This window comes from Streptomyces sp. NBC_00690, from assembly GCF_036226685.1.
Classification (GTDB): Bacteria; Actinomycetota; Actinomycetes; order Streptomycetales; family Streptomycetaceae; genus Streptomyces.
Map to the genome: position 1 here is coordinate 245805 of NZ_CP109009.1, position 19724 is coordinate 265528.

General features: G+C 68.8%; 14 protein-coding genes and 1 pseudogene. 12 read left to right on the top strand and 3 right to left on the bottom strand.

What is annotated here, in order from left to right; translation table 11 throughout:
• Positions 1–186: 186 nt before the first annotated feature.
• Together OID54_RS01165 and OID54_RS01170 are read left to right on the top strand one after the other, a co-directional pair.
• Positions 187–1635 carry a sensor histidine kinase gene (locus OID54_RS01165; RefSeq protein WP_443055506.1) on the top strand — a complete coding sequence of 483 codons (1449 nt, stop codon included), beginning with the start codon at positions 187–189 and terminating at the stop codon, positions 1633–1635.
• Positions 1636–1642: 7 nt separating this feature from the next.
• On the top strand, positions 1643–2323 hold the full coding sequence (locus OID54_RS01170) for a response regulator transcription factor (RefSeq protein WP_329012523.1): 681 nt from the start codon (positions 1643–1645) through the stop codon (positions 2321–2323).
• On the opposite strand, the pseudogene OID54_RS01175 reads toward OID54_RS01170, so the two are convergent.
• Positions 2270–3004, bottom strand: a pseudogene (locus OID54_RS01175) (phosphatase PAP2 family protein); the annotation flags it as partial. The gene OID54_RS01170 and the pseudogene OID54_RS01175 sit on opposite strands and share 54 nt — an antisense overlap.
• Positions 3005–3505: 501 nt before the next feature.
• Between OID54_RS01175 and OID54_RS01180 the strand changes: the two are divergent.
• The 3 genes from OID54_RS01180 (at position 3506) to OID54_RS01190 (ending at position 6345) form a co-directional block, all read left to right on the top strand.
• The gene (locus tag OID54_RS01180) at positions 3506–4348 is read left to right on the top strand and encodes a hypothetical protein (RefSeq protein WP_329012525.1); all 843 of its coding nucleotides are present in this window, start codon (positions 3506–3508) and stop codon (positions 4346–4348) included.
• Positions 4349–4458: 110 nt separating this feature from the next.
• Positions 4459–4989, top strand: coding sequence for a carboxymuconolactone decarboxylase family protein (locus OID54_RS01185; RefSeq protein ID WP_329012528.1), 531 nt, complete (start codon positions 4459–4461; stop codon positions 4987–4989).
• An 81-nt stretch (positions 4990–5070) separates the two neighbouring features.
• Complete coding sequence (locus OID54_RS01190) at positions 5071–6345, top strand: MFS transporter (RefSeq protein ID WP_329012531.1); 1275 nt, start codon at positions 5071–5073, stop codon at positions 6343–6345.
• 266 nt (positions 6346–6611) lie between these two features.
• Here OID54_RS01190 and OID54_RS01195 read toward each other — a convergent pair whose 3' ends face one another.
• Together OID54_RS01195 and OID54_RS01200 are read right to left on the bottom strand one after the other, a co-directional pair.
• Positions 6612–7151, bottom strand: a complete 540-nt coding sequence (locus tag OID54_RS01195; RefSeq protein ID WP_329012535.1) for an AAA family ATPase — start codon at positions 7149–7151, stop codon at positions 6612–6614.
• A 202-nt stretch (positions 7152–7353) separates the two neighbouring features.
• Positions 7354–7494, bottom strand: a complete 141-nt coding sequence (locus OID54_RS01200) for a hypothetical protein (protein ID WP_329012538.1) — start codon at positions 7492–7494, stop codon at positions 7354–7356.
• Between the two features lie 484 nt (positions 7495–7978).
• On the opposite strand from OID54_RS01200, the gene OID54_RS01205 reads away from it, so the two are divergent.
• The 7 genes from OID54_RS01205 (at position 7979) to OID54_RS01235 (ending at position 19722) form a co-directional block, all read left to right on the top strand.
• On the top strand, positions 7979–8851 hold the full coding sequence (locus tag OID54_RS01205) for a hypothetical protein (RefSeq protein WP_329012541.1): 873 nt from the start codon (positions 7979–7981) through the stop codon (positions 8849–8851).
• A 135-nt stretch (positions 8852–8986) separates the two neighbouring features.
• Complete coding sequence (locus OID54_RS01210) at positions 8987–13327, top strand: CHAT domain-containing protein (RefSeq protein ID WP_329012544.1); 4341 nt, start codon at positions 8987–8989, stop codon at positions 13325–13327.
• Between the two features lie 14 nt (positions 13328–13341).
• Positions 13342–13800, top strand: coding sequence for a hypothetical protein (locus OID54_RS01215; protein WP_329012546.1), 459 nt, complete (start codon positions 13342–13344; stop codon positions 13798–13800).
• On the top strand, positions 13797–14729 hold the full coding sequence (locus OID54_RS01220) for a hypothetical protein (RefSeq protein WP_329012548.1): 933 nt from the start codon (positions 13797–13799) through the stop codon (positions 14727–14729). The genes OID54_RS01215 and OID54_RS01220 overlap by 4 nt, the downstream gene beginning before the upstream one ends.
• 212 nt (positions 14730–14941) lie before the next feature.
• On the top strand, positions 14942–16372 hold the full coding sequence (locus OID54_RS01225) for a serine hydrolase (protein WP_329012550.1): 1431 nt from the start codon (positions 14942–14944) through the stop codon (positions 16370–16372).
• Positions 16369–17406 (top strand): dipeptidase, encoded by a 1038-nt coding sequence (locus OID54_RS01230; RefSeq protein WP_329012553.1) that lies wholly within the window; start codon positions 16369–16371, stop codon positions 17404–17406. The genes OID54_RS01225 and OID54_RS01230 overlap by 4 nt, the downstream gene beginning before the upstream one ends.
• Positions 17407–17616: 210 nt before the next feature.
• A complete protein-coding gene (locus OID54_RS01235; protein ID WP_329012556.1) occupies positions 17617–19722 on the top strand; it encodes an ABC transporter ATP-binding protein in 2106 nt (701 codons plus the stop codon).
• Positions 19723–19724 lie beyond the last annotated feature (2 nt).

Below are 19724 nucleotides of genomic sequence, written 5' to 3' on the forward strand. Positions count from 1 at the left end.
CTTCGACAGGGGTCACACTGCGCACGGTCCTACCTCAGGATGACCCTCACTCCTCATGAGTTCCGCCTCCGGGACGGTGACAGTCCAAGAGACGGGAACTCTCCGCTGGTGAGAGGGGTGTGCCGGTGCAGCAGCGTCGATCGGATAGTGCCAGGGCTCAGGGCGGGGGCGGGTCCTGGAACCCGTATGGTCGTTGCGGTGGAGAGGGTAGGGAGCGGCAGTGTGACCGGGGCGGATGATGCGCGGTGGGTTCTTGATCCGGCGAGCGTGCTGGCTACGACTGCTGCCACGGCCGCCGGTCTGAGCGTGGTGAGTCTGTGGTGGGCCGTGCCGACTGCGGTCGCCGCGTTCCTGGCGGGACGGCGGCCGGGGCGGGCTCGTCCGGCGGTGTTCGCACTGGGCGCGGTTCTCACTGCCGGGATGGTGGCCGTGTCCGTCGTGCCTGAATGGCTCCTGTTGGGGAGCCGATTCGTGGCCGTGGTGGTCGCCGGGATGCTGTCGTGGTTCGCCGGCCGGTTCTGGCGCCAGTATCAGGAGCTTGTCAGGGCGGGTTGGGAGCGTGCGGAGCAACTTGAGCGCGAGCAGCGGTTGGTCGCGAGCCAAGCCAGGCTGCGTGAACGGGCTCGCATCGCGCAGGACATGCACGATGTTCTGGGGCATGATCTCAGCCTGATCGCGCTGTCGGCCGGCGCTCTGAAGCTTGCTCCCGACCTGGACGAGCGTCATCGCCAGGCTGCTGGAGACATCAGGGTCAGGGCGGCAGCCGCAGTGGAGCGTCTCGGAGAAGTCATCGGGGTTCTGCGCGAGGAGAGTGACGACGCGCCGACCGCAGCGTCCGGTTCCACCATCGCGCAGCTTGCCGAGGAGGCGTCCCGGTCCGGCCTCGTGGTCGAACTCTGTCTTGACCGCGAGATGGACGGCTTGCCGCCCATGGTCGAGCGGGCGGCCCTTCGGGTGGTGCAGGAGGCGTTGACCAACGTTGCCAAGCACGCGCCCGGTGCTACGGCGACGGTGCGCGTGACGCGTACGGCCGCGGAAACGACGGTGGTGGTGGAGAACGGTCCACCTTCCGGGACCGTCTCGGTGGAGGCACGGCCCCAGGGCGGGGGCCGTGGTCTCCTCGGCCTGGACGAGCGGGTGCGGTTGGTTGGTGGGTCGTTCGATCACGGTCCCCGTGACGGGGGGTTCACGGCTATCGCTCGACTTCCGCACATCACTCCGTCCCAGCCACCACCGTTGGTGGCGACGAGCGGTGTCAATCTGCCACAGGAACACCGTCGCGCTCGGCGTCGCGCCGGCCGGGCACTGGTCAACGCGGCCGTACTACCGCTGATGACGGGGGCGCTGCTGACCGGCGGCCTCGTCGGATGGGAGATGCTGACGGCATCGCAGGCGGTTTTGGAGCCCGGGGACTTCGCCCGGTTGCAGGTCGGGCAGGATCGTTCTGAGGTGGGACGCCTTCTGCCGGACCGTCAGATCACCCATCGGTTGCGGACCGTGGGACCAAGGGGAGACGGTACGAGGTGCGAGTACTACGCGATGACGGCCGACCGGTTCGACAGCCGGTCCGGGGATGCATACCAGCTCTGTTTTCGGGAGAACACCCTGGTCTCTGTGGATGTTGTGGCTCCGTGAGCGCCCGATGATCCGCGTGTTGGTCGCCGACGACGAGGCCATGATTCGCGCGGGGGTGCGAGCGGTTCTTGCTACGGATCCGAACATCGACGTGGTCGCCGAGGCTGCCGACGGGCACGAGGCGGTGGAGAAGGTTCGGCTCCACCGCCCCGCAGTCGCCGTGCTCGACATCCGCATGCCGGGCATCGACGGCATTGAAGCAGCTGCGGAGATCCGCAGCACGGTGCCGGAAGCCAACGTCATCATCCTGACGACATTCGGTGAAGACGACTACATCCTCCAGGCGCTGAGCGGTGGAGCGGCCGGCTTCCTGATCAAGTCGGGAGAACCCGAAGAGTTGATCGCGGGGATTCACGCAGTGGCTGAGGGCGCCGCCTATCTCTCACCGAAGGTCGCTGCCCGGGTGATCGCCCATCTCGCGTCGACCGGTGCGGGTGGGCTGGCCGGTCGACGCTCCGCCGCCCGTGACCGGGTCAACGCCCTCACCCCTCGGGAGCGGGACGTGCTGACCTTCCTCGGGAGCGGACTGTCCAATGCGCAGATCGCGCGCCGGCTGCATCTGGTGGAGGGAACGGTCAAAGCCCATGTGAGCTCCATCCTCGCGCGCCTGGCCGTGGACAACCGGGCCGCTGCCGCGGTGGTGGCCCACGAGGCCGGGATCGTCCCTGCGGTGCCTTTTCCACCGTGACATGGTGCGTTCGGCGAGTGGCATCCAGGCGATCAGCACGGCGACCACGACTGCCCCGCCGAGCGTCGCACCAGCCAGCACATCGTGAGGGTAGTGCACCCCCACGAGGACGCGTAGCAGGGTGGCAGCGCCGGCGATCGGCAGTGTGAGTGCGGTGAGTCGGGGCCACACCACGGCCAGGCCGATCGCGAGCCCGGTTGCCAGGGTGGCGTGGTTGCTGGGGAACGACCAGTCCCCCACCTCGGGGCATTCCGCAATGGCATCGCTGCCGATGGTGAGTGCACGGCATGGCCGCTCCTGATCCACCACGAGCTTGACCGCCTCACTGATCCCATAGGCGGCCACCGTGCCGACCCCGGTCAGTACGGCTCCGGCTGCCCCCCGGGCATCGTTGCGGCGCACCGCGCTCCACCACATCCACAGCAACAGCGCCCCGAGGACGACCAGAGTGCCCTCCGTCGCAATCTCGAAGAACAGGCCCGCCCACGACGGCGCGTCCGCCACCCCTTCGATCACCGAACGGTACGCGGAGACCGAGATCCCGTCCGTGACCTCGACCGCACCAGCCTCGCCGAGCCCGCCCGGGGCAAGCCAGACGACCACCCCCGCTCCGGCGACCAACGCACTCAACGCAGCCAACCAACGACCCGCCCCGACCTTCGTCCGCAACCTTCGTTCCATGCAGTCGAACCTAGAAGCGGGGGCGACTCAGCACCCGGGCCGAACGACAGCACCGAACCCCCACGATCGTCAGGGTTGACACCACACCCCATTCATTGCGCTTCGGCATGTGCACTTCTCCTACGATCACGGCCATGCAACCTCGTGGCGCGAGCGGCACCACGCGCAGTAGCCGCGCAAGCGCACTCGATGAGCGCTGTCACGGTCGCGGGGCTCCACAGGCGCAGATCGGCTGCCCATCGTCACAGAACCCGGCCGGCCACCGTAGGCCCAGGCCGTCACGATTGCGCCGTCGGGGTGATACCGGCTTCCCCGAGCAGTCAGCCAGGAGCGAGGTGCGGCGCCGGGCCCGGTGCGGGCTCCCAAGATGACATGTCACCCGTCGAAAACCCACCCAGAAGGAATACCCCCGGGGGGTATGCTGCTATGGTGGGTGTCACCGGATGGCGACACAGCCAGAAGATAGATCCACAGCACTCATCAGCAAGGTGGAGACACGCGATGAAGAACGACTCCGGCCACGACATGACCGGCCACAGCGGCCACGGCGCAGCCCGTCCCGGCGGACTCTCGGTCTCCGAGAGCGGGTACACCCTTGAATTCGACGCGACGATCCTTCCCACCGGGGTGCAGACGGTCACCTTCCGGGTGACCGGTCCCGACGGACAGCCGGTGACCGACTTCGTACCCGAGCACGGCAAGGAACTGCACCTCATCGCGGTCCGGCGCGATACGACCGGGTTCCAGCACGTGCACCCGGTGATGGACCAGAAGGGCACCTGGAGCGTGGAAGTGGCCTTGGGGCCGGGTGCCTGGCGATTCTTCGCCGACATCCACCCGGCCGGCCACGAAGGGACCATGACCCTGGGGATCGACGCCTCGGTCGCCGGGCAGTACGATCCGCAGCCGCTCTCCGATGACACCCGCACCGCCCACGTCGGCGAGTACACCGTCGCTCTCGACGGCGAACTCGTGCCGGGCAAGGCGAGCGACCTGACACTCACCGTCAGCCGGAACGGGCGCCCCGTCACGGACCTCCAGCCCTACTTGGAGGCGTACGGGCACCTGGTGGCGCTGCGGGTGGGCGACCTGGGCTATCTCCACGTCCACCCGGACGGCGAGCCCGGTGACGGCGTCACCGAGCCGGGGCCCGAGATCACCTTCATGGCCGCCGCACCTTCGGGCGGCACCTACCGGCTCTACCTGGACTTCCAGCACGACGACGTCGTCCGGACGGCCGAGTTCACCCTGCGGGCGACCGACACCCACACCACCCACTCGAACCCGGCGTCCCCGGCAGCGTCCGAGCACACGAGCCACCACCAAAACCACGAGCACCACTGACCGTAGAGACATCGCTGACGGGCTGCCGCGGCAGATGGCGCGGCCATGAGTCGCTCGACTCGGCCAGCGCCCTGCCGCCCCCGTACATTCTCCGCTTCGGAAGGACCGTCATGCCCCGCCTGCCCCGACTCACGCCCGATACAGCGGTCGGCGCCTCGCGCGACCTCCTCGCCGAACTGGTCTCCCGCCACGGTCAGATCGGCGACATGGTCTCCACGATGGCGCACTCGCCCGCCGTTCTGGGCGGCTATCTCCAGCTCAGTCGGGCCATGGGGCGGGCCAAACTGAACCGTACGATCAGCGAACGGATCTCGATCGCCGTCCAGGTCCTCCAGGGTTGCGGGTTGTGTCTCGACGCGCATGTCAGCGCGGCCCGTTCGATGGGTGTGGGCGAGGAAGAGATCGAGCGGGCCCGCTCAGGCACCTCGGCTGATCCCGCGATCGCGGCGATCATCGCCCTCGCCCTCCAGATCTACCGCGAACCGACGTCGATCACCGACGAGCAGGTCATCGCGTTGCGTGAGTACGGCTACAGCGACCGGGCGATAGCCGACGTCGTAGGAGTCGTCGCACTCAACATCCTCACCGGCGCCTTCAACCTGCTCGCCGGCCTCACACCGGGGAGCGGCACCGATGCGTAGAGACATCCCAACTCCCCCCTGTACGGCATGGTCTCCGATCCGAGGCCGTGCCCCGCCGCATGGACATGGAAGGAACACGCCATGCGTCTGTTCGCCATCCGCGACTACCGCTATCTCTTCAGCGCCCAGATCATCGCCCTGTTCGGTACCGGGCTGACAACAGTGGCCCTCGGGCTGCTCGCCTATGACCTCGCAGGTCCTCGTGCCGGCATGGTCCTCGGCACCGCCCTGACCATCAAGATGGTTATGTACGTGGTCATAGCCCCCCTCGCCGCCGCGTATGTCGACCGCTTCCCCAGAAGAACCCTCCTCGTCGTCCTCGACATGGTGCGCGCCGCGGTGGTCCTGGCCCTGCCGCTCATCACCGAGGTCTGGCACATCTACGCCCTGATCGGTCTGCTCCAAGCCGCGTCGGCAGCGTTCACCCCGACATTCCAGGCCGTCATCCCCGACATCGTCACCGATGAGTCCGACTACACGCGCGCCCTGTCCGCCTCACAGGTCGCCTACACCATGGAGAGCCTGCTCAGCCCCGTACTGGCGGCGGTCGCGCTTGCGTTCATGAGCTTCAACTGGCTGTTCCTGGGCACCTCGGCCGGATTCCTCGTCTCCGGCCTGCTCGTTCTGTCGACGCGCATCCCCAACGCCCGTCCCAGTGCCCACACCAAGGCATGGGACAAGGCCGCAGGAGGCATCACAACATTCCTCAGGACACCACGGCTGCGGGGCATCATGGCCCTCAATCTGGTGGTCGCGGCAGCAGGGTCGATCGTCGTCGTCAACACCGTCAACTATGTCCGTGACGAGCTCAACGGCTCACAGTCGGACGTCGCCTGGATGCTCGCCGCATCCGGCAGCGGAACACTCTTGGCCGCCCTCGTGCTGCCCCGCGTGCTCGACCGGATCACCGCCCGCACCATCATGATCAGCGGCGCCGGAGTACTCGTCGGCGGCACGATCGCCGCGGTGGCCCTCATCACGACTGGCCTGAGCACCTGGACGGGTACGGCGATCGTCTGGACCGTGATCGGCATCGGCATGGCACTGGTCATCACACCGACCGGCAAGGTCCTGCGCGCCTCCGTCGAACCCCGCGCGATCCCCGAGGTCTTCGCAGCCCAGTTCTCCCTGTCCCACCTGGCCTGGCTGATCACCTATCCCATCGCGGGCTGGCTCGGCACGAACGCCGGCTTCGCCCTCACCTGGTCACTCCTTTCGGCCCTCGCCGGGATGGGTGCCGTCGGCACCCTCCTCCTGTGGCCACGCCACGACGGACGACGAGCCATGACCGAATCCGCAACACCCGTACGGCCCACGGCCCGGGCTGACAGGTCCACCCTGTCCAAGGCCGCGTAGAACACTCTGACGGTTCGCGCCACGCGCGCTCCCCACCAGGCGCATCAGGAGGCCGTGGTCGCCACCCCACTCCACACGGGCGGCGTCCACGGCCTCCGTGCCGCCGACAACACAACCCGGTTCTGGCCCGATGCCATCGGCTGAACGCATCAAGAATCACACCGACACAACTTCAGTTCGGTTCATACAGGCGTACCGCACCACGTCCCCACACGACGGCACCCGCCTGGCGCGGGGCCAAATCCCGCTCGGCCTGGAAGGGACGTTCACGGTTGCCCAAGTACCGAGCTGACTGCGCTGACACGGCGCGCAAGGCAGTCAGCAGGAATGTCGATGAGTTCATACCCGAACGCGCGATAGCTCTCCTCGTGGAAGCCCTCGAAGACCAATGATTCCTCAAAACTGATCCGCCGGGCACTGGTCGGCTCGCAGAAGCCCAGGTTTCGCACGAAGAGCACCTGGCGCTCGTAGATCTCTTCGGTGGTGATCCGCTCGATCTCCGCAGCCAAGGCGCGAGGCACCGACAGCCTCAGATAGCGGGCGAGCGCCAAGGTGCAGAGAGGGGACCTGTCGAACACCTGCACAGGGCTCGTGGTGAAGGTCTCCAACTGCCGTTGTCTTTGCAGTTCAACCACATCATCGACAAAGGTCGGTCGCGTCCACGGCTCGGGCTCACCCTGAGCCTGAGCGCGTGCGATGACCGCGGTAGCGGCCTCCTCGACGACCCCGTAGCCACGCTCTGCCAGGCATCGAAGGATCGATGTCTTGCCCGAGCCCGGCGTGCCGGTGAGAACGTACCGTCGCATGGTGGGAAACCTTCCTGGCGTTGCTGGATCAGCTCACCGGCCCCCGACGGGCCTCAGCCTCTACGGAGACATCGAGCAGTGAGATCTGGGACTGACAAGGGGGGGCGAGGGACCCTCGACGGCTCACGAGCCGGAGACATCCCTGATATCGAGGCGTACGACCGAGGGGCCCATGACGGATCGATCAATGTCACGCCAGCCTTCAGTACAGCTCATCGACCGGGCCCTCGGCAACCGCACCGGCGATCGGGGCGCTACCCATGGAGATCTGGGTCCGCAGTGCGGTGTGGGAACGGTTCAACCATGGCTGGGCGATGACGGGTTCGAACGGCCAAGGCGTCATGCAGGGGCCGGTCTGGGGGACCAGTGCCTTTCCGATGACCCGGCCGAGGGGTGACCCGGCCGAGTGGGGAGACACGTCCACCCATGGATGGATCTGCCCCGGAGGCACTTTCCAGGGACATGCATCGGAGTGTCGCCCTGCCGGCCGGGTAGCCAGTTGTTGTCGGCAGGTACTGCTGGCTGCGGAAACGACATCGCAGACGGAGGCCCCGGACAGATCCCATGAACCGTACGGTGGCGAGGGCCAGGAACAGCCGTGGTCACCGCAGTCGATGCGGCGACTCGAGAGCGATAGGCCCCAGGGAACCCGTGCCGCACCCGCTCCCCACCCATGTCACGGAGAAGGCGCAAGAAAGTTGACCAGGCCCGAGGTCCGGACACTTCGACGGCCGCAGATCACCAACCAAGCATCGCACTGACACTCCTTCAAGCCCGGAACGACCACTACCACCATCCCTCTCGGTGCCTGGATTCCAGGAGGAGTCATGAGATTGACCAGCCTTCTGCCTCGAACGTCCCGAAACGTAGCCGTAGTGATCTGCGCAGTCCTGACGGCTCTTGCGCTGACCGCATGCGCAGTCGCGCGGGTGGCGGTCGTCGCCAAGACAGCCGTGAGCGTGGCACGCATCGTCTCCAAGCAGGGCAGCGTCCCGGTGATCCACCAGTCAGCCAAGTTCAAGGTGACAACGGTTGCCAGACCCCGCACCGCAGCCGAACTCGCCCGGTTACTCGGCGGGAAGAGCAAGAAGGTGGAAGCCCAGATACCCGTCTCACCGACAGCCGCGAGCGGCAAGCCGATCCCCGCACCCGACGACTCCACTTGGAAACTCGTCATCAAACGAGAGGTCCAGGACAGGACGGAAGCAGAGGTCTACCAGGTCGACGGTGGGAAGAAGTTGTTCATGCACACGAATGGCCGCACTTCTCAGTCGCTGGAGCCCGGCAGGAACCTCGTGGTCATCGAAGCGCTCACGGAGAGCACGGTCGTGGCCCTGATGGACACCGACGGGGAACCCGAACGGAGTGCGGGCACGTTCTTCATCAGCCTGGCGCTGAAGAACGGACGTGAGTACGACTTCGACCATGGCAAGAGGTCGGGCAAGAGCAAGAAGGGAGACCTTCGCATCGGCCTCGCGATGAGCGCGGTCAACGGCGCCAGAATCGCAGAGATGGGCAAGCGGCCGTCGCTGGCCGACTGCCTCACGGTGAAACCCGGCGACTGGGCGGACGGTATCCCTGCCTACACCGTGCCATGGGGCCACTACTGCCTCTTGACCAGCGAGGGAAGGTTCGCCACGGTCAATCTCAAGCTCGGCAGCCACAGCTACACCGTGTGGCAGACAGCCCCGGAGAAGTAGCCGCATCCCCTTCACCCGCCGTGAGTCGGATCCCTCAAAGGGGGTGATTCCGGTCCGACTCCCTGCGGTTGGTACTTGCGACCAAGCAGGGCCAGGGGAGAACGAGGCGCGCTCGCCCAGGAGGCGAATCGGTACATGTTCCACGAGGGGCGGAGGGGCATCGCGGTGGGCAACAAGGCGAAGGCGGCAGTGGCGCGCAGAATCGTGCGATATCTCGATGGGGGCGATGTCACCGGGCTGGGGCCGGACGCGGAAGCGGACGTCACTCGGATGGTCCGGGATGCAGTGGAGCATGACGACTTCGGGGTGACCGGGGAACCGGAGGCCCTGTGGCTCGCCCTGTGGCTGGCGCTGTGCGGCTGTACCGCACCCGGCCTTCCGGGTTCGCGTGACTCTCATCGAGCCGCCGCCGAAAGCAGGTTGGCGATGATGGACGAGATAGGCCCGTCGCTCGTCCCACCAGGTGCCTACGAAGCGATCATCGGGCGGGGCCCGTTGCCCGAGGACCATCGGGTCTGGGCGGCCCTGGCCGGCACGCTGCTGCTGGACGGTGAGCCGGGTGATCTGGCCAGGGCGACTGCGGCCGTGAACCGCTACCGGCTCGGCGCGGCGGGCCAGGGCGGTGTGTCGGTTCCGGTCGCGCTCGCGCTGGGCGAACTCCTGGTGGAGGAAATGGCCGAGGCCACGTACGAACCGGTTGCTCAGGCTGCTCGGGCCAGCTTCATGGCGGCAGACGTCGACAGCACGAAGGGCGATGCGCCCGGCGACCTCACAGCCGGTTGGGAAGTCGTGGCTGCCGTTTTGGAGGCGGGCATAGCCCCGCTCGCGCCCGGTTCCGCGCCGCGGCTCGCGACACTCTCCACTCTCGGGGCCGCACTGTGCGTCCTGGCCGGGCTGGACCCCCTGGAGCAGTTCGCGTACCGCCCGTTGGACGAGCGTGCCACCGCACATCTGGACCGCGGTCTTGAAGTCCTGTGGGAGGCGATCGCGTTCCTGCCCGAGAACAAGGAGGCCGTGGGCGCCCGTGCTCAGATCGCGAACCTGCTGCTCCACCGCCATCTGAACGGATCGCCGCACGGCGAGCAGGAGTCCCTCGACAAGGCCATCACCCAGCAGGGGCACGCGGTACAGCTGGCGGAAGAGTACAACGCGCACCACAAGGGAGTGCTGTACACAAGCCTCGCCGCCCTGTTGGGCCACCGGGCTCAGCTGCTCGACAGACCGGAAGACCACACCGAGTCACTGCGGGTCGCCCAGCGGGCCGAGGTGTTGACCCGGGACGGAGACCCTGAGCAGCACTCGAACGCACTGGCCTGCCTGGGCCTGGCCGAACTGGGATGGTTCGACCGCTACGGTGACGCACCGCTGCTGGACGATTCGGTCATCCATCTGAGGGCTGCCTGCACCGTCGCCGGGCACCCGTCCGACAGCTGTGCGAGCGCGCTCCAGGCCCTCGCCGAAGCTCTGCTCATCCGTCACGAGCGAAGGTCCGGCTCTCCCGAGGCAGCGGTGCCGGACGGCCTCAGACTGTTCGGGGCCGCCACCGACCTCGATGAGGCCCGGGCTTGCGCGGAGACGGTGGTGGCCTCGTCCCCGTCCTCCCCCGACGACTTCGGCCGACTCTGCGTGCTGTCAACCATCTATCTGACCGCGTACCGGGAGTGCAGCGATCCCGTGCTGCTCAACGCGGCTGTGCGCGCGGCCGAGTTGACGGGGACCGTGCCCGCGGACCATCCGTCGGCCGCCGAGTGCCACGCCCGGTGGGCGGGCGCGCTCGCCGAACGGCACCGCCTGCGCCCGGTGTCCGAGGGTGATGGTGACCTTGCCGAGGCCATTCGGCAGGCGCGTCTGGCCGTAGCCGTAGCCCCGGAATCCATCCGGACGTTGTACCTGCACAATCTTGCCGTCCTCGTCGCGCTCAGGCTCCAGACCGTGCGCTCGGAGCGGGATGTCCGCGGCCTCCTCACACTCCACGAGGACATCGTGACCGCGACACCCGCCGACTCCCGGCACCTGCCCGGCCGACTGCACGCCCAACAGGCCGCCCTGCTCCAGGCGGCCCGACTGCTGGACGACCCCGGCCTGCTGTCCGATGCTGTCGCCGTCGCCGCCCGAGCCTGTGCACTCGCCGGACGCAATGGACCGTCCCGCCCCCTGTTGCTTATCGGGCATGCCCTGGCCCTGTGCGAGCGGGCGCAGTCTGTCCTGAAAGCAGCCGGTCCGTCCGGACCAACCCTCCATGCGCCCGGCACGGCCACGACCGACGACGACGGCGGCACTCGTCACCTGCCCGGGTCGGCTGCCTCGGCTGTCGAGGACCCGGGGCCCGCTCTGACGGACGCCGAGGCCATCGGCCGGGCCCAGGCCGATCTGAGCGAGGCCATCAGGGTCGTCTCGCTGGCCCGGGACGATGCACCGGCCGGCAGCGCGACGGGGGCCTGGGCACTGACCGTCCTTGTCCGCGCCCTGTTGGCCCAGGCCCGGGCCGCCACGGATGACACCCACCGGAGCCTCTCCGAGACCAGCGACAGCCGAACGGAGGGGACCGGCACAGCCCCGAGACGGGCGGTGGAACTGATCGACCAGGCTCTCGGCAGCCCAGACAGCCGGACACACCTCCGACGGCACGAACTCCTGCTGCTGCGGGCCGAAGCTCTCCTGATGCCGGCCGAAGGGCCGTCCGGTGAAGTGTTGGACACCCATGGCCTGCGCGCCCCGGACGCCCGCGCCCCCGGTGACACGACACCCACCCCGACCAGCCGCGCACTGGCCGACCTGGACGAGGTCGCCCAAGCCGACCACGCCCGGCTACCCGACCGCCTGGTGGCCGCCGAGCGATCCGCCCGTCTCGCCATGGACCTCGGCGACGCCGCAGGAGCCCACCTCCGCTATCGGCTCGCCCTCGACCTGCTCCGACGTTGGATCACGGTCGGACTCTCCGCCAACGATGTGCGCACACTGCTCGGAGACTGGCGGATGCTCGGCGCCGACGCCGCTGCCGCGGCCATCGCCGACGACGATCCGACGAGCGCTCTCGCCCTGCTGGAGGACGGCCGCGCGGTCCTGTGGCAGCGCGTCCTGGAGTTGCGCACCGACATCGATCGGGTGCACGACCTCGACCCCGCACTCGCTACCCGACTGCGGACGAGCGCCGCCGTACTGCGGACCGCCTCGCTCGAAGCCGTCCCCGCAGTCGGGCCGGCCCTCGAAGAACGACGCGGCCACCGCGCGATACGGCTGCTCAACCCTGGCACACAACAGCTCCAGAATGCCGAAGTCGCCTGGTCGGCCGCTGTCACCGAGGCCCGGAGGCTGATCCCGGGATTCCTCGAACGTCCGGACCCCGAGGTGTTGTGCGCAGGACTGCCCGGTCCGGTCGCCGTGGTCAACGCCAGTCGACACCGCTGTGACGTGCTGCTGGTGGATTCCGGCGGCGTACGTCTCCTGCCTCTGCGCCTGGGCCTGGAGGACGTGCGGCGGCACACCGCCGTGTACCTTGCGGCGGCCCGGACCTTCGAGGAGCGGGCGTCAACCAGTGCCGCCCCACTGGGAGTCGGGGTCACGGGACCGTTCAACCGCGTGCTCGGCACTGTCACCGGCTGGCTCTGGGAGACGGTCGCCTCCCCCGTCCTGGAGGCGTTGGCCGTCCCCGAGACCGATGGCGGGGGCCTCAGACCGCGGCTGTGGTGGTGCCCGACCGGGCCGCTCGCGCTCCTGCCGCTGCACGCCGCGGGCCGACACACCGCTCCCGGCGAAAGTGTCATCGACCGGGTCGTCCCCTCCTACACGCCCACCGTCGCAGCGCTCGCCGCTTCGGCCGCTGCCGGGGCGAACACCGCCCAGCCGCGGATGCTGGCGGTGCTCGCCGACCGCGTGGACGGCGCCGCGCACCTGCCCGGCGCCGACATCCACCGCGCGCTCATCACAGCGTGCTTCCCGGACGCAACGGTGCTCGGCAGCGGGCAGGCGCGCTCCGAGCAGGTGTTGTCACAGCTGCCCACCCACACCCTGCTCCATGTGATGTGCCACGGCAGCCATGACCCGTACCGTCCCGAACGCAGCGGACTGCTGCTGGAGGACGGCGTGGTGCCGGTGTCCGCACTGGCCGCCGAGCGCACCGATGCCGCCTTCGTCTCCTTGACCGCCTGCCAGACCGCGACCCTCGATCCCCTGACCTCCGACGAAGTGATCAGCGTGGCCGGTGCGATGGTGTTCGCCGGCTGGCGCCAGACCATCGCCACCCTCTGGCCGGTGGACGCCGCCGAGACCACCGCCGTGACCTCACTGCTGTACGGGATCGGGCTATCGCCCAGCGACTCCCCCGGGGGCGATTCCGGGGCATCGGCGGTCGAACCGTTCACGCCCGACCGCGCGGCCCGTCAACTGCATGACGCCGTGCTGTCCCGGCGATCGCTCACCAGGGCGCCCCAGGCCAGGCTCTGGGCCTGGGCCCCCTACCTCCACATCGGCGCCTGACCCCAGGAGACCCCTTGAACACTCCCACCCCGTCCGACCGTGGACTCGCCGAGTTCGCCGAGTTCGCCGACCATTCGGCCCCTACCGCACCGCCCCCGGCGGACACACTCCACTTCGAGCTACCGGCTGGCACCTCCTTCGACGAGGGCTGTGTCCTGTTGGAGGAAGCGGTGAAGCAGGACGAGCTCCAGCACCGGTGGATACGCCTCACCATGAGTGGCACCACCGGAGCCGTGCTGACCAGTCGGGACTTCCTGCGCGACAACTACGGCATGAGCGTGCCGATGGCGGGCGGTCTGGCACAGCACCTGGACACGCCGGGTGAGGACGGGGAAAACCCGGAGCACGTGTCCGCAATCGTGTACCGCTGTCCCGTGACCGGTTGTGGGCAGGAGCGGGTCACGGTCTACGGTGACGCGCCACTGTGCCCGGTCCACCAGGGGGAGATGGCCGAGGCCGGGAGGATTCGATGAACCCGGCCGACCTGGCGTCCTCCGCGTTGTCCGTGTTCTCCACGCGCTTCCTGCTGGTGATCCTGTTCCCGGTCACCGCAGGCTCGCTCTATCTGCTGTGCCTGGTATGGGCCGGGGCTCCGGAGGGGAGGTTCGCGGTGTCCGCCATCGGTGACACCGCGGGGAAGCTCGGTGGCGGGAAGATCGCCCTCCTGCTCCTCGCTCTGCTGGTGGCGGGGTTCCTGTTCCAGGCGGTGCTGCCGGTCATCCACCGATTCTGGCAGGTCCTGCCGATACTCCCCGGCCGGTCAGGCCGCCGCCGCGCGCACCTGCGGACCAAACACCGACTGGAGGCAACCAGGGATGCCGTCGGTCAGGTGCTCACCCTGCCGGTGCACGAGCGGGGCGCCGTCCTCCTGGCCGCCCGGCAGGCGGCCCGACGGCTCGACCACGAGTACCCGCCCATGGACACGAACGTGTTGCCGACCGTGCTCGGCAACAGTCTGCGGGCGCTGTGGGCGGGCGTCGGTCGCAGTCACGGTTGGAGTGCCGACGCAGCGTGGCCCCGGCTGTACGCCGTCCTACCGGACTCCACCCGACTGCTGGTCGACGACGCCCGCAACACCCTGGACCAGGCACTCGCCCTGACCACGGTGTGGGTCCTCACGGCCGTGGCGGGCCTGCCCCTCCTGATTCCGGCCGGCTGGTGGATCCTGCTGACCGCGATACCTGTGGCACTGGCGGTGCTGTCCCACCGCGGGGCGCTCGCCGCAGTCCCCCTGTACCGCGCGACCGTCCAGAACGCATTCGACCTTCACCGACTCGACCTGCTCCGCGCCCTTCACCTGCCGATGCCGGCCGACACGACCGCCGAACGAGTCCTGGCCGCCGGCCTCTGCGACGCCTGGCACCGCGGCACCGCTCTACCCAGCCCGTACGACCACGCCTGAGGAGGCTGGCCGAAACCGGCGTGCCGCGACACAGGTTTCGGCACGCCGGGTCACTCACCCGAGTACGGGCCGACGGTGGCCTCCGGTTCCGGAACGGAGGGGTGGGTTCGGCCTGATACACCAAACAATGGGCCTCGTGTGGTGGGAGCGGACGAAGAGTGTGGTTTCCGCCGGTTCTATGCTCATCCGGAAGTCGAGCGGGGAGGGGTGCCGTGGCGAAGCCGGATGGGCTGGACGGATTGGACAGATGGGACGGGCTGCCTGGGGTCGGTGCATGGCTGCGCCAGCGGTTGCCGGGACTGCTCAGGGAGAGCGGTGTACCGGGGGCTGCGGTGGCCGTCCGCATCGGTGACGAGGTGGTCGAAGCCGTGGCCGGGGTGTTGAGCACGACAACGGACGTCGAGGTCACGGCGGACTCCCTCTTCCAGATCGGTTCGATCACCAAGGTGGTGACCGCGACGCTGGTCCTACAGTTGGTCGACGAGGGAAGGCTGGACCTCGACGCTCCGGTACGGGTCGTCCTCCCCGAGTTCCGGATCGCCGATGAGCGGGCCGCGCAGGAGATCACCCCGCGGCAACTGCTGTGTCATGTCGCAGGTTTCGAGGGGGATGTCTTCACCGACACCGGCAAGGGTGACGACTGCCTGGAGAGGTACCTGGGGGTCCTGCACGACGTGCCCCAACTCTTCCCGCCGGGCGAGATGTTCTCGTACAACAACGCCGGCTACTGCGTGCTGGGACGGATCCTCGAGGTGCTGCGCGGGGAGCCGTTCGACGTCTGCGCTCGGAGGCATCTGTTCGCGCGGTTGGGCATGACCCACACCGCGAACGACCCGTACGAGGCGATCGTCCACCGTACGGCGGTGGGCCATACGGAGCGGGCATCGGGGGGCGGGCTGGAGCCGACCCCGGTCTGGGCGTTGGCCCGCTCGAACGCGCCGGCCGGGTCGATGCTGGCGATGCGTCCCCGGGATCTGCTGGCCTTCGCCCGGATGCACCTCGCCGGGGGCCGGGGCCCGGATGGCGGTCGGGTGCTGAGCCCGGCGAGTGTCCGGGCCATGCGGGAGCCTCAGATCACACTGCCCGACATCGACCAGGGGATCGCCTGGGGGTTGGGCTGGGAACTGTTCGGCCCGCCGGGCGGCACGGTCTTCGGGCACGACGGGAACACCATCGGCCAGTCGGCATTTCTGCGCGTGGTGCCCGAGCGCGACATGGCGGTGGCGATCTTCACCAACGGCGGCCCGTCGCGGCGGGTGTACGCCGAGGTCATGGGACGAGTGCTCGGTGAACTCGCTGGGGTCGGGCTGCCCCAGCCGCCGACGCCGGGGGTGGCTGCTCCCCCGCCCGACGCAGCCCGCTGTACCCGGTACGTCGGCACCTATACGTCGGTCACCTCCGAGACCACGGTGAGTCGGGACTCGGCAGGGCGGTTGTGGTTGGAGCGCACTCCCGTGGGGGTCCTCGCCGACCTGGACGAGGCACCGTACCGAACGGAGTTGGTCGCGTGGCGCGGTGACACCTTGCTCCCGGTCGAGCCGGAGCTCGGTGTGCACGCGCCGCTTGCGTTCCTCGGTGACGACGGGCAGGGGCACGCTCAGTACCTTCACAACGGCCGGGCCGATCGACGGGTGTCGCCGTGAACGAGTTGCATCGACGGGCCGTGGTCGCCGATCTGCACAACGATCTGCTGTGCGCGGTCGTCGCCCGGCCGGTGGACCGCTGGGCCGAGTTCTTCCGGGAACGCTGGCTACCGCAGTTGCGGGCCGGCGGGGTGAACCTTCAGGCGCTGCCGGTCTTCGTCGAGGATCCGTACCGGCCGGAGGGTGCGTTGCGCCGGACGCTGCGGATGATCGAGGCGGCGCACCGACTCGCGGCCGGTAACGCCGATGCCGTCGCGTTGTGCGAGGACGGCGTCCAGATCGACAGGGCGCTGTCTCAGGGCCGGATCGCCCTGGTCCTGGCGTTGGAGAGCGCGCCCGGTGTGGGTGAGGACGTGGAGTTGCTGGAGACCGTGTTCCGTTTGGGGGTCAGGATCGCGTCCCTGGCCCACTTCGGGCGCACCGCGCTGGCGGACGGCAGCGGGGAGGACGGGACGGGTGGTCGGCTCACGCGTGCCGGGGTCATGGCGCTGGCCGAGATGGAGCGCCTGGGCATGCTCTTCGACGTCAGCCACCTCGGCGCCGCCGGGGTGGGGCACGTCCTGGAGTTGGCGTCCCGACCGGTGCTCGCGACGCACTCCGGCGCCCGGCAGCTCTTCGACCACCACCGCAACCTCGACGACGAGCAGATCCGGGGCATCGCCGCGGGGGGTGGGGTGGTGTGTGTGAACTTCTTCGCCCCGTACCTGGATGAAAGCGACTATTCGATCGATCGGCTGGTCGACCATTTCGAGCATGTCGCGGGTGTGGCCGGGGTCGAGCATGTCGGTCTGGGGCCCGACTTCATCAAGGAGGTGCTCGACGACACCACTCCCCCGTGTTGTGAGCGAGCCTTCGTCGAAGGGGTTCCGGCGGACGCCTATCTGCCCGGCCTTGAGGGTCCGGCCGGGCTGCCGCTGGTCACCGAGGCGCTGCAACGGCGTGGTTGGCCGGAAGGCGACATCGTCGCGGTCCTGGGGGAGAACGTGCGGCGCCTGCTGCGGAACGAACTCGGCCGGCCCGCGTCCGCTGGCTGAGCTCCGGACGAAGCCGGGTGCGGGGCGAGCAGGGCAAGGGTGGCCTTTCCCGGACTCGGGCATTCCACTTGCTTCCCTGTCCGTGTCCCGCAGGACCCTCTTCGTAGGAGCGGACCAACATCAACCCGAATGTTCGATGAACCCGACGAACGACATCTGGGGATTGTGTCCCAATATCGTCGGGTGGCCAAGGATATGGAGAGCGGTACCGTGCGCACCAGCGATGGCATTGAGAACGCGCTTGGGCCCGCGGACGGCAGCCGTGTGCTGACGATCCGCGATCTGTCGGTCGAGATCCGCCGCGGCGACCGGGTCGTGCGCCCCGTCTCGGGCGTCCATCTGGCGCTCGACCGCGGGGAGACCCTGGGAATCGTCGGAGAGACCGGATCCGGCAAATCCATGACCGGGCTGGCCATCATGGGCATGCTGCCGGCCGGTGGCCGGGTGGCCGGCGGGTCGATCGACTTCGGCGGCACGGAACTCGTCGGACTTCCCGCAGCGAGGTACCGGGCCATCCGCGGCAATGAGATCGCGATGGTGTTCCAGGACTCGATGACCGCACTGAACCCCACCCGGCGCATCGGCGAACAGGTCGCCGAGCCGGTGCGGCTGCACCACGGCGCATCAAAAGCCGCCGCACGTGCTCGCGCCGCCGAGTTGCTCGCCCTGGTCGGGATACCGAAACCCGCCGAGCGGATGGACGACTTTCCGCACCAGCTCTCGGGAGGCATGCGGCAACGCGTGATGATCGCCATGGCGCTGGTGTGCGAACCGCGGGTCGTCATCGCCGACGAGCCGACCACCGCGCTCGACGTCTCCATCCAGGCGGAGATCCTCGATCTCCTCGACGACCTCAGGTCCCGGCTGGGCATGTCGATGATCCTCGTCACCCATGACATGGGGGTGATCGCCAGGCATGCCGACCGGGTGGGCGTGATGTACGCCGGGCGGGTGGCCGAGACCGGGCCGACACCCGCACTCTTCGGCCACACCCGACACCGCTACACCCATGCACTGCTCTCCTCGATCCCCTCGCTCACCCAAGACCGGCGCGAGAAGCTCTTCAGCGTTCCCGGCACGCCACCGGACCTGTCCATACTTCACGCTGGCTGTCCTTTCGCGCCGCGCTGCGCCGCGGCGACCAACCAGTGTCGGGAGGAACTGCCGGCGCTGTCGGTGGCGGGGGACGGTCACACTCACGCGTGTTGGCATCCGGTCTCCAGTCCGACGGTTCGGGCCCATCCGACGGTTCGGGCCCACCAGCCACCGGCTACCGCCGAACCGGTCGTCGTACCCGAGCGGGAGACGCCGCCACGGCTGCGGGTGGTCGATCTCGTACGCGAGTATCCGGTCGGCGGGCGAGGGCTCCTCGGGGGGCGCCGCACGGTCAAGGCGGTCTCCGGGGTGAGCTTCGACGTGGCGGCAGGCGAAACGTTTGGGCTGGTCGGAGAGTCGGGGTGCGGCAAGTCCTCGTTGGGCCGGATGCTCGTGGCCCTGGACCGGCCCGACGCGGGTGAGGTGATCTTCGACGGTGCTCCGGTGACCCGGATGAGCTCCCGGGAGCTCGGGCCGCGCCGAGCCCAGCTCCAGATGATGTTCCAGGACTCGAACGCCTCCCTCGACCCACGCATGCGCATCGGGGCGATCCTGCGCGAGCCCCTGGCGATCCAGGGCATCGGCAGCCGGTCCGACCGGACGGCGAGGGCCCGCGAGCTGCTGGCGGACGTGGGCCTTCCGCTGAGCGTGCTGGAGCGCTACCCCCATGAACTGTCCGGAGGGCAGCGCCAACGGGTGGGGCTGGCCCGCGCGCTCGCCCTGGATCCCCAGGTGCTGGTCGCCGACGAACCGGTCAGCGCATTGGACGTGTCCGTACGCTCCCAGGTCCTCAATCTGATGCAACGCATCCAGCTCGAACGCAATCTGAGCAGTGTGGTGATCTCCCACGACCTCGCCGTCGTGCGATACCTGGCCGACCGGGTCGGTGTGATGTACCTGGGCAAGTTGGTGGAGACCGGCACCACCGAGGAGGTGTACGACGCCACCGCGCACCCCTACACCGCGGGGCTACTCGCGGCGGTGCCCGAGGCCGACCCGGGGGCGCCGTCTGCCCGGGCGGGGGCGCGGGTGCGCGGCGAACTGCCGAGTCCCATCGATCCTCCCAGCGGGTGTCGGTTCCGCACCCGGTGCGTGCTGGCGACCGAGTTGTGCGCATCGACGGAGCCTCCCCTCACCGAGGTCGCCGGTACGCATCGGGTCGCCTGTCACCATCCGCTGAGGTCGGGGTCGGGGCAGCCCAGGGAGCTGAGTGCGCGATGACA

Coding starts and splice junctions, on each gene's coding strand:
- OID54_RS01185 (WP_329012528.1), top strand. CDS start 4,459: ATGCCCCGCCTGCCCCGACTCACGCCCGATACAGCGGTCGGCGCCTCG.
- OID54_RS01170 (WP_329012523.1), top strand. CDS start 1,643: ATGATCCGCGTGTTGGTCGCCGACGACGAGGCCATGATTCGCGCGGGG.
- OID54_RS01205 (WP_329012541.1), top strand. CDS start 7,979: ATGAGATTGACCAGCCTTCTGCCTCGAACGTCCCGAAACGTAGCCGTA.
- OID54_RS01165 (WP_443055506.1), top strand. CDS start 187: ATGGTCGTTGCGGTGGAGAGGGTAGGGAGCGGCAGTGTGACCGGGGCG.
- OID54_RS01200 (WP_329012538.1), bottom strand. CDS start 7,494: ATGACGCCTTGGCCGTTCGAACCCGTCATCGCCCAGCCATGGTTGAAC.
- OID54_RS01195 (WP_329012535.1), bottom strand. CDS start 7,151: ATGCGACGGTACGTTCTCACCGGCACGCCGGGCTCGGGCAAGACATCG.
- OID54_RS01210 (WP_329012544.1), top strand. CDS start 8,987: ATGTTCCACGAGGGGCGGAGGGGCATCGCGGTGGGCAACAAGGCGAAG.
- OID54_RS01190 (WP_329012531.1), top strand. CDS start 5,071: ATGCGTCTGTTCGCCATCCGCGACTACCGCTATCTCTTCAGCGCCCAG.
- OID54_RS01180 (WP_329012525.1), top strand. CDS start 3,506: ATGAAGAACGACTCCGGCCACGACATGACCGGCCACAGCGGCCACGGC.
- OID54_RS01220 (WP_329012548.1), top strand. CDS start 13,797: ATGAACCCGGCCGACCTGGCGTCCTCCGCGTTGTCCGTGTTCTCCACG.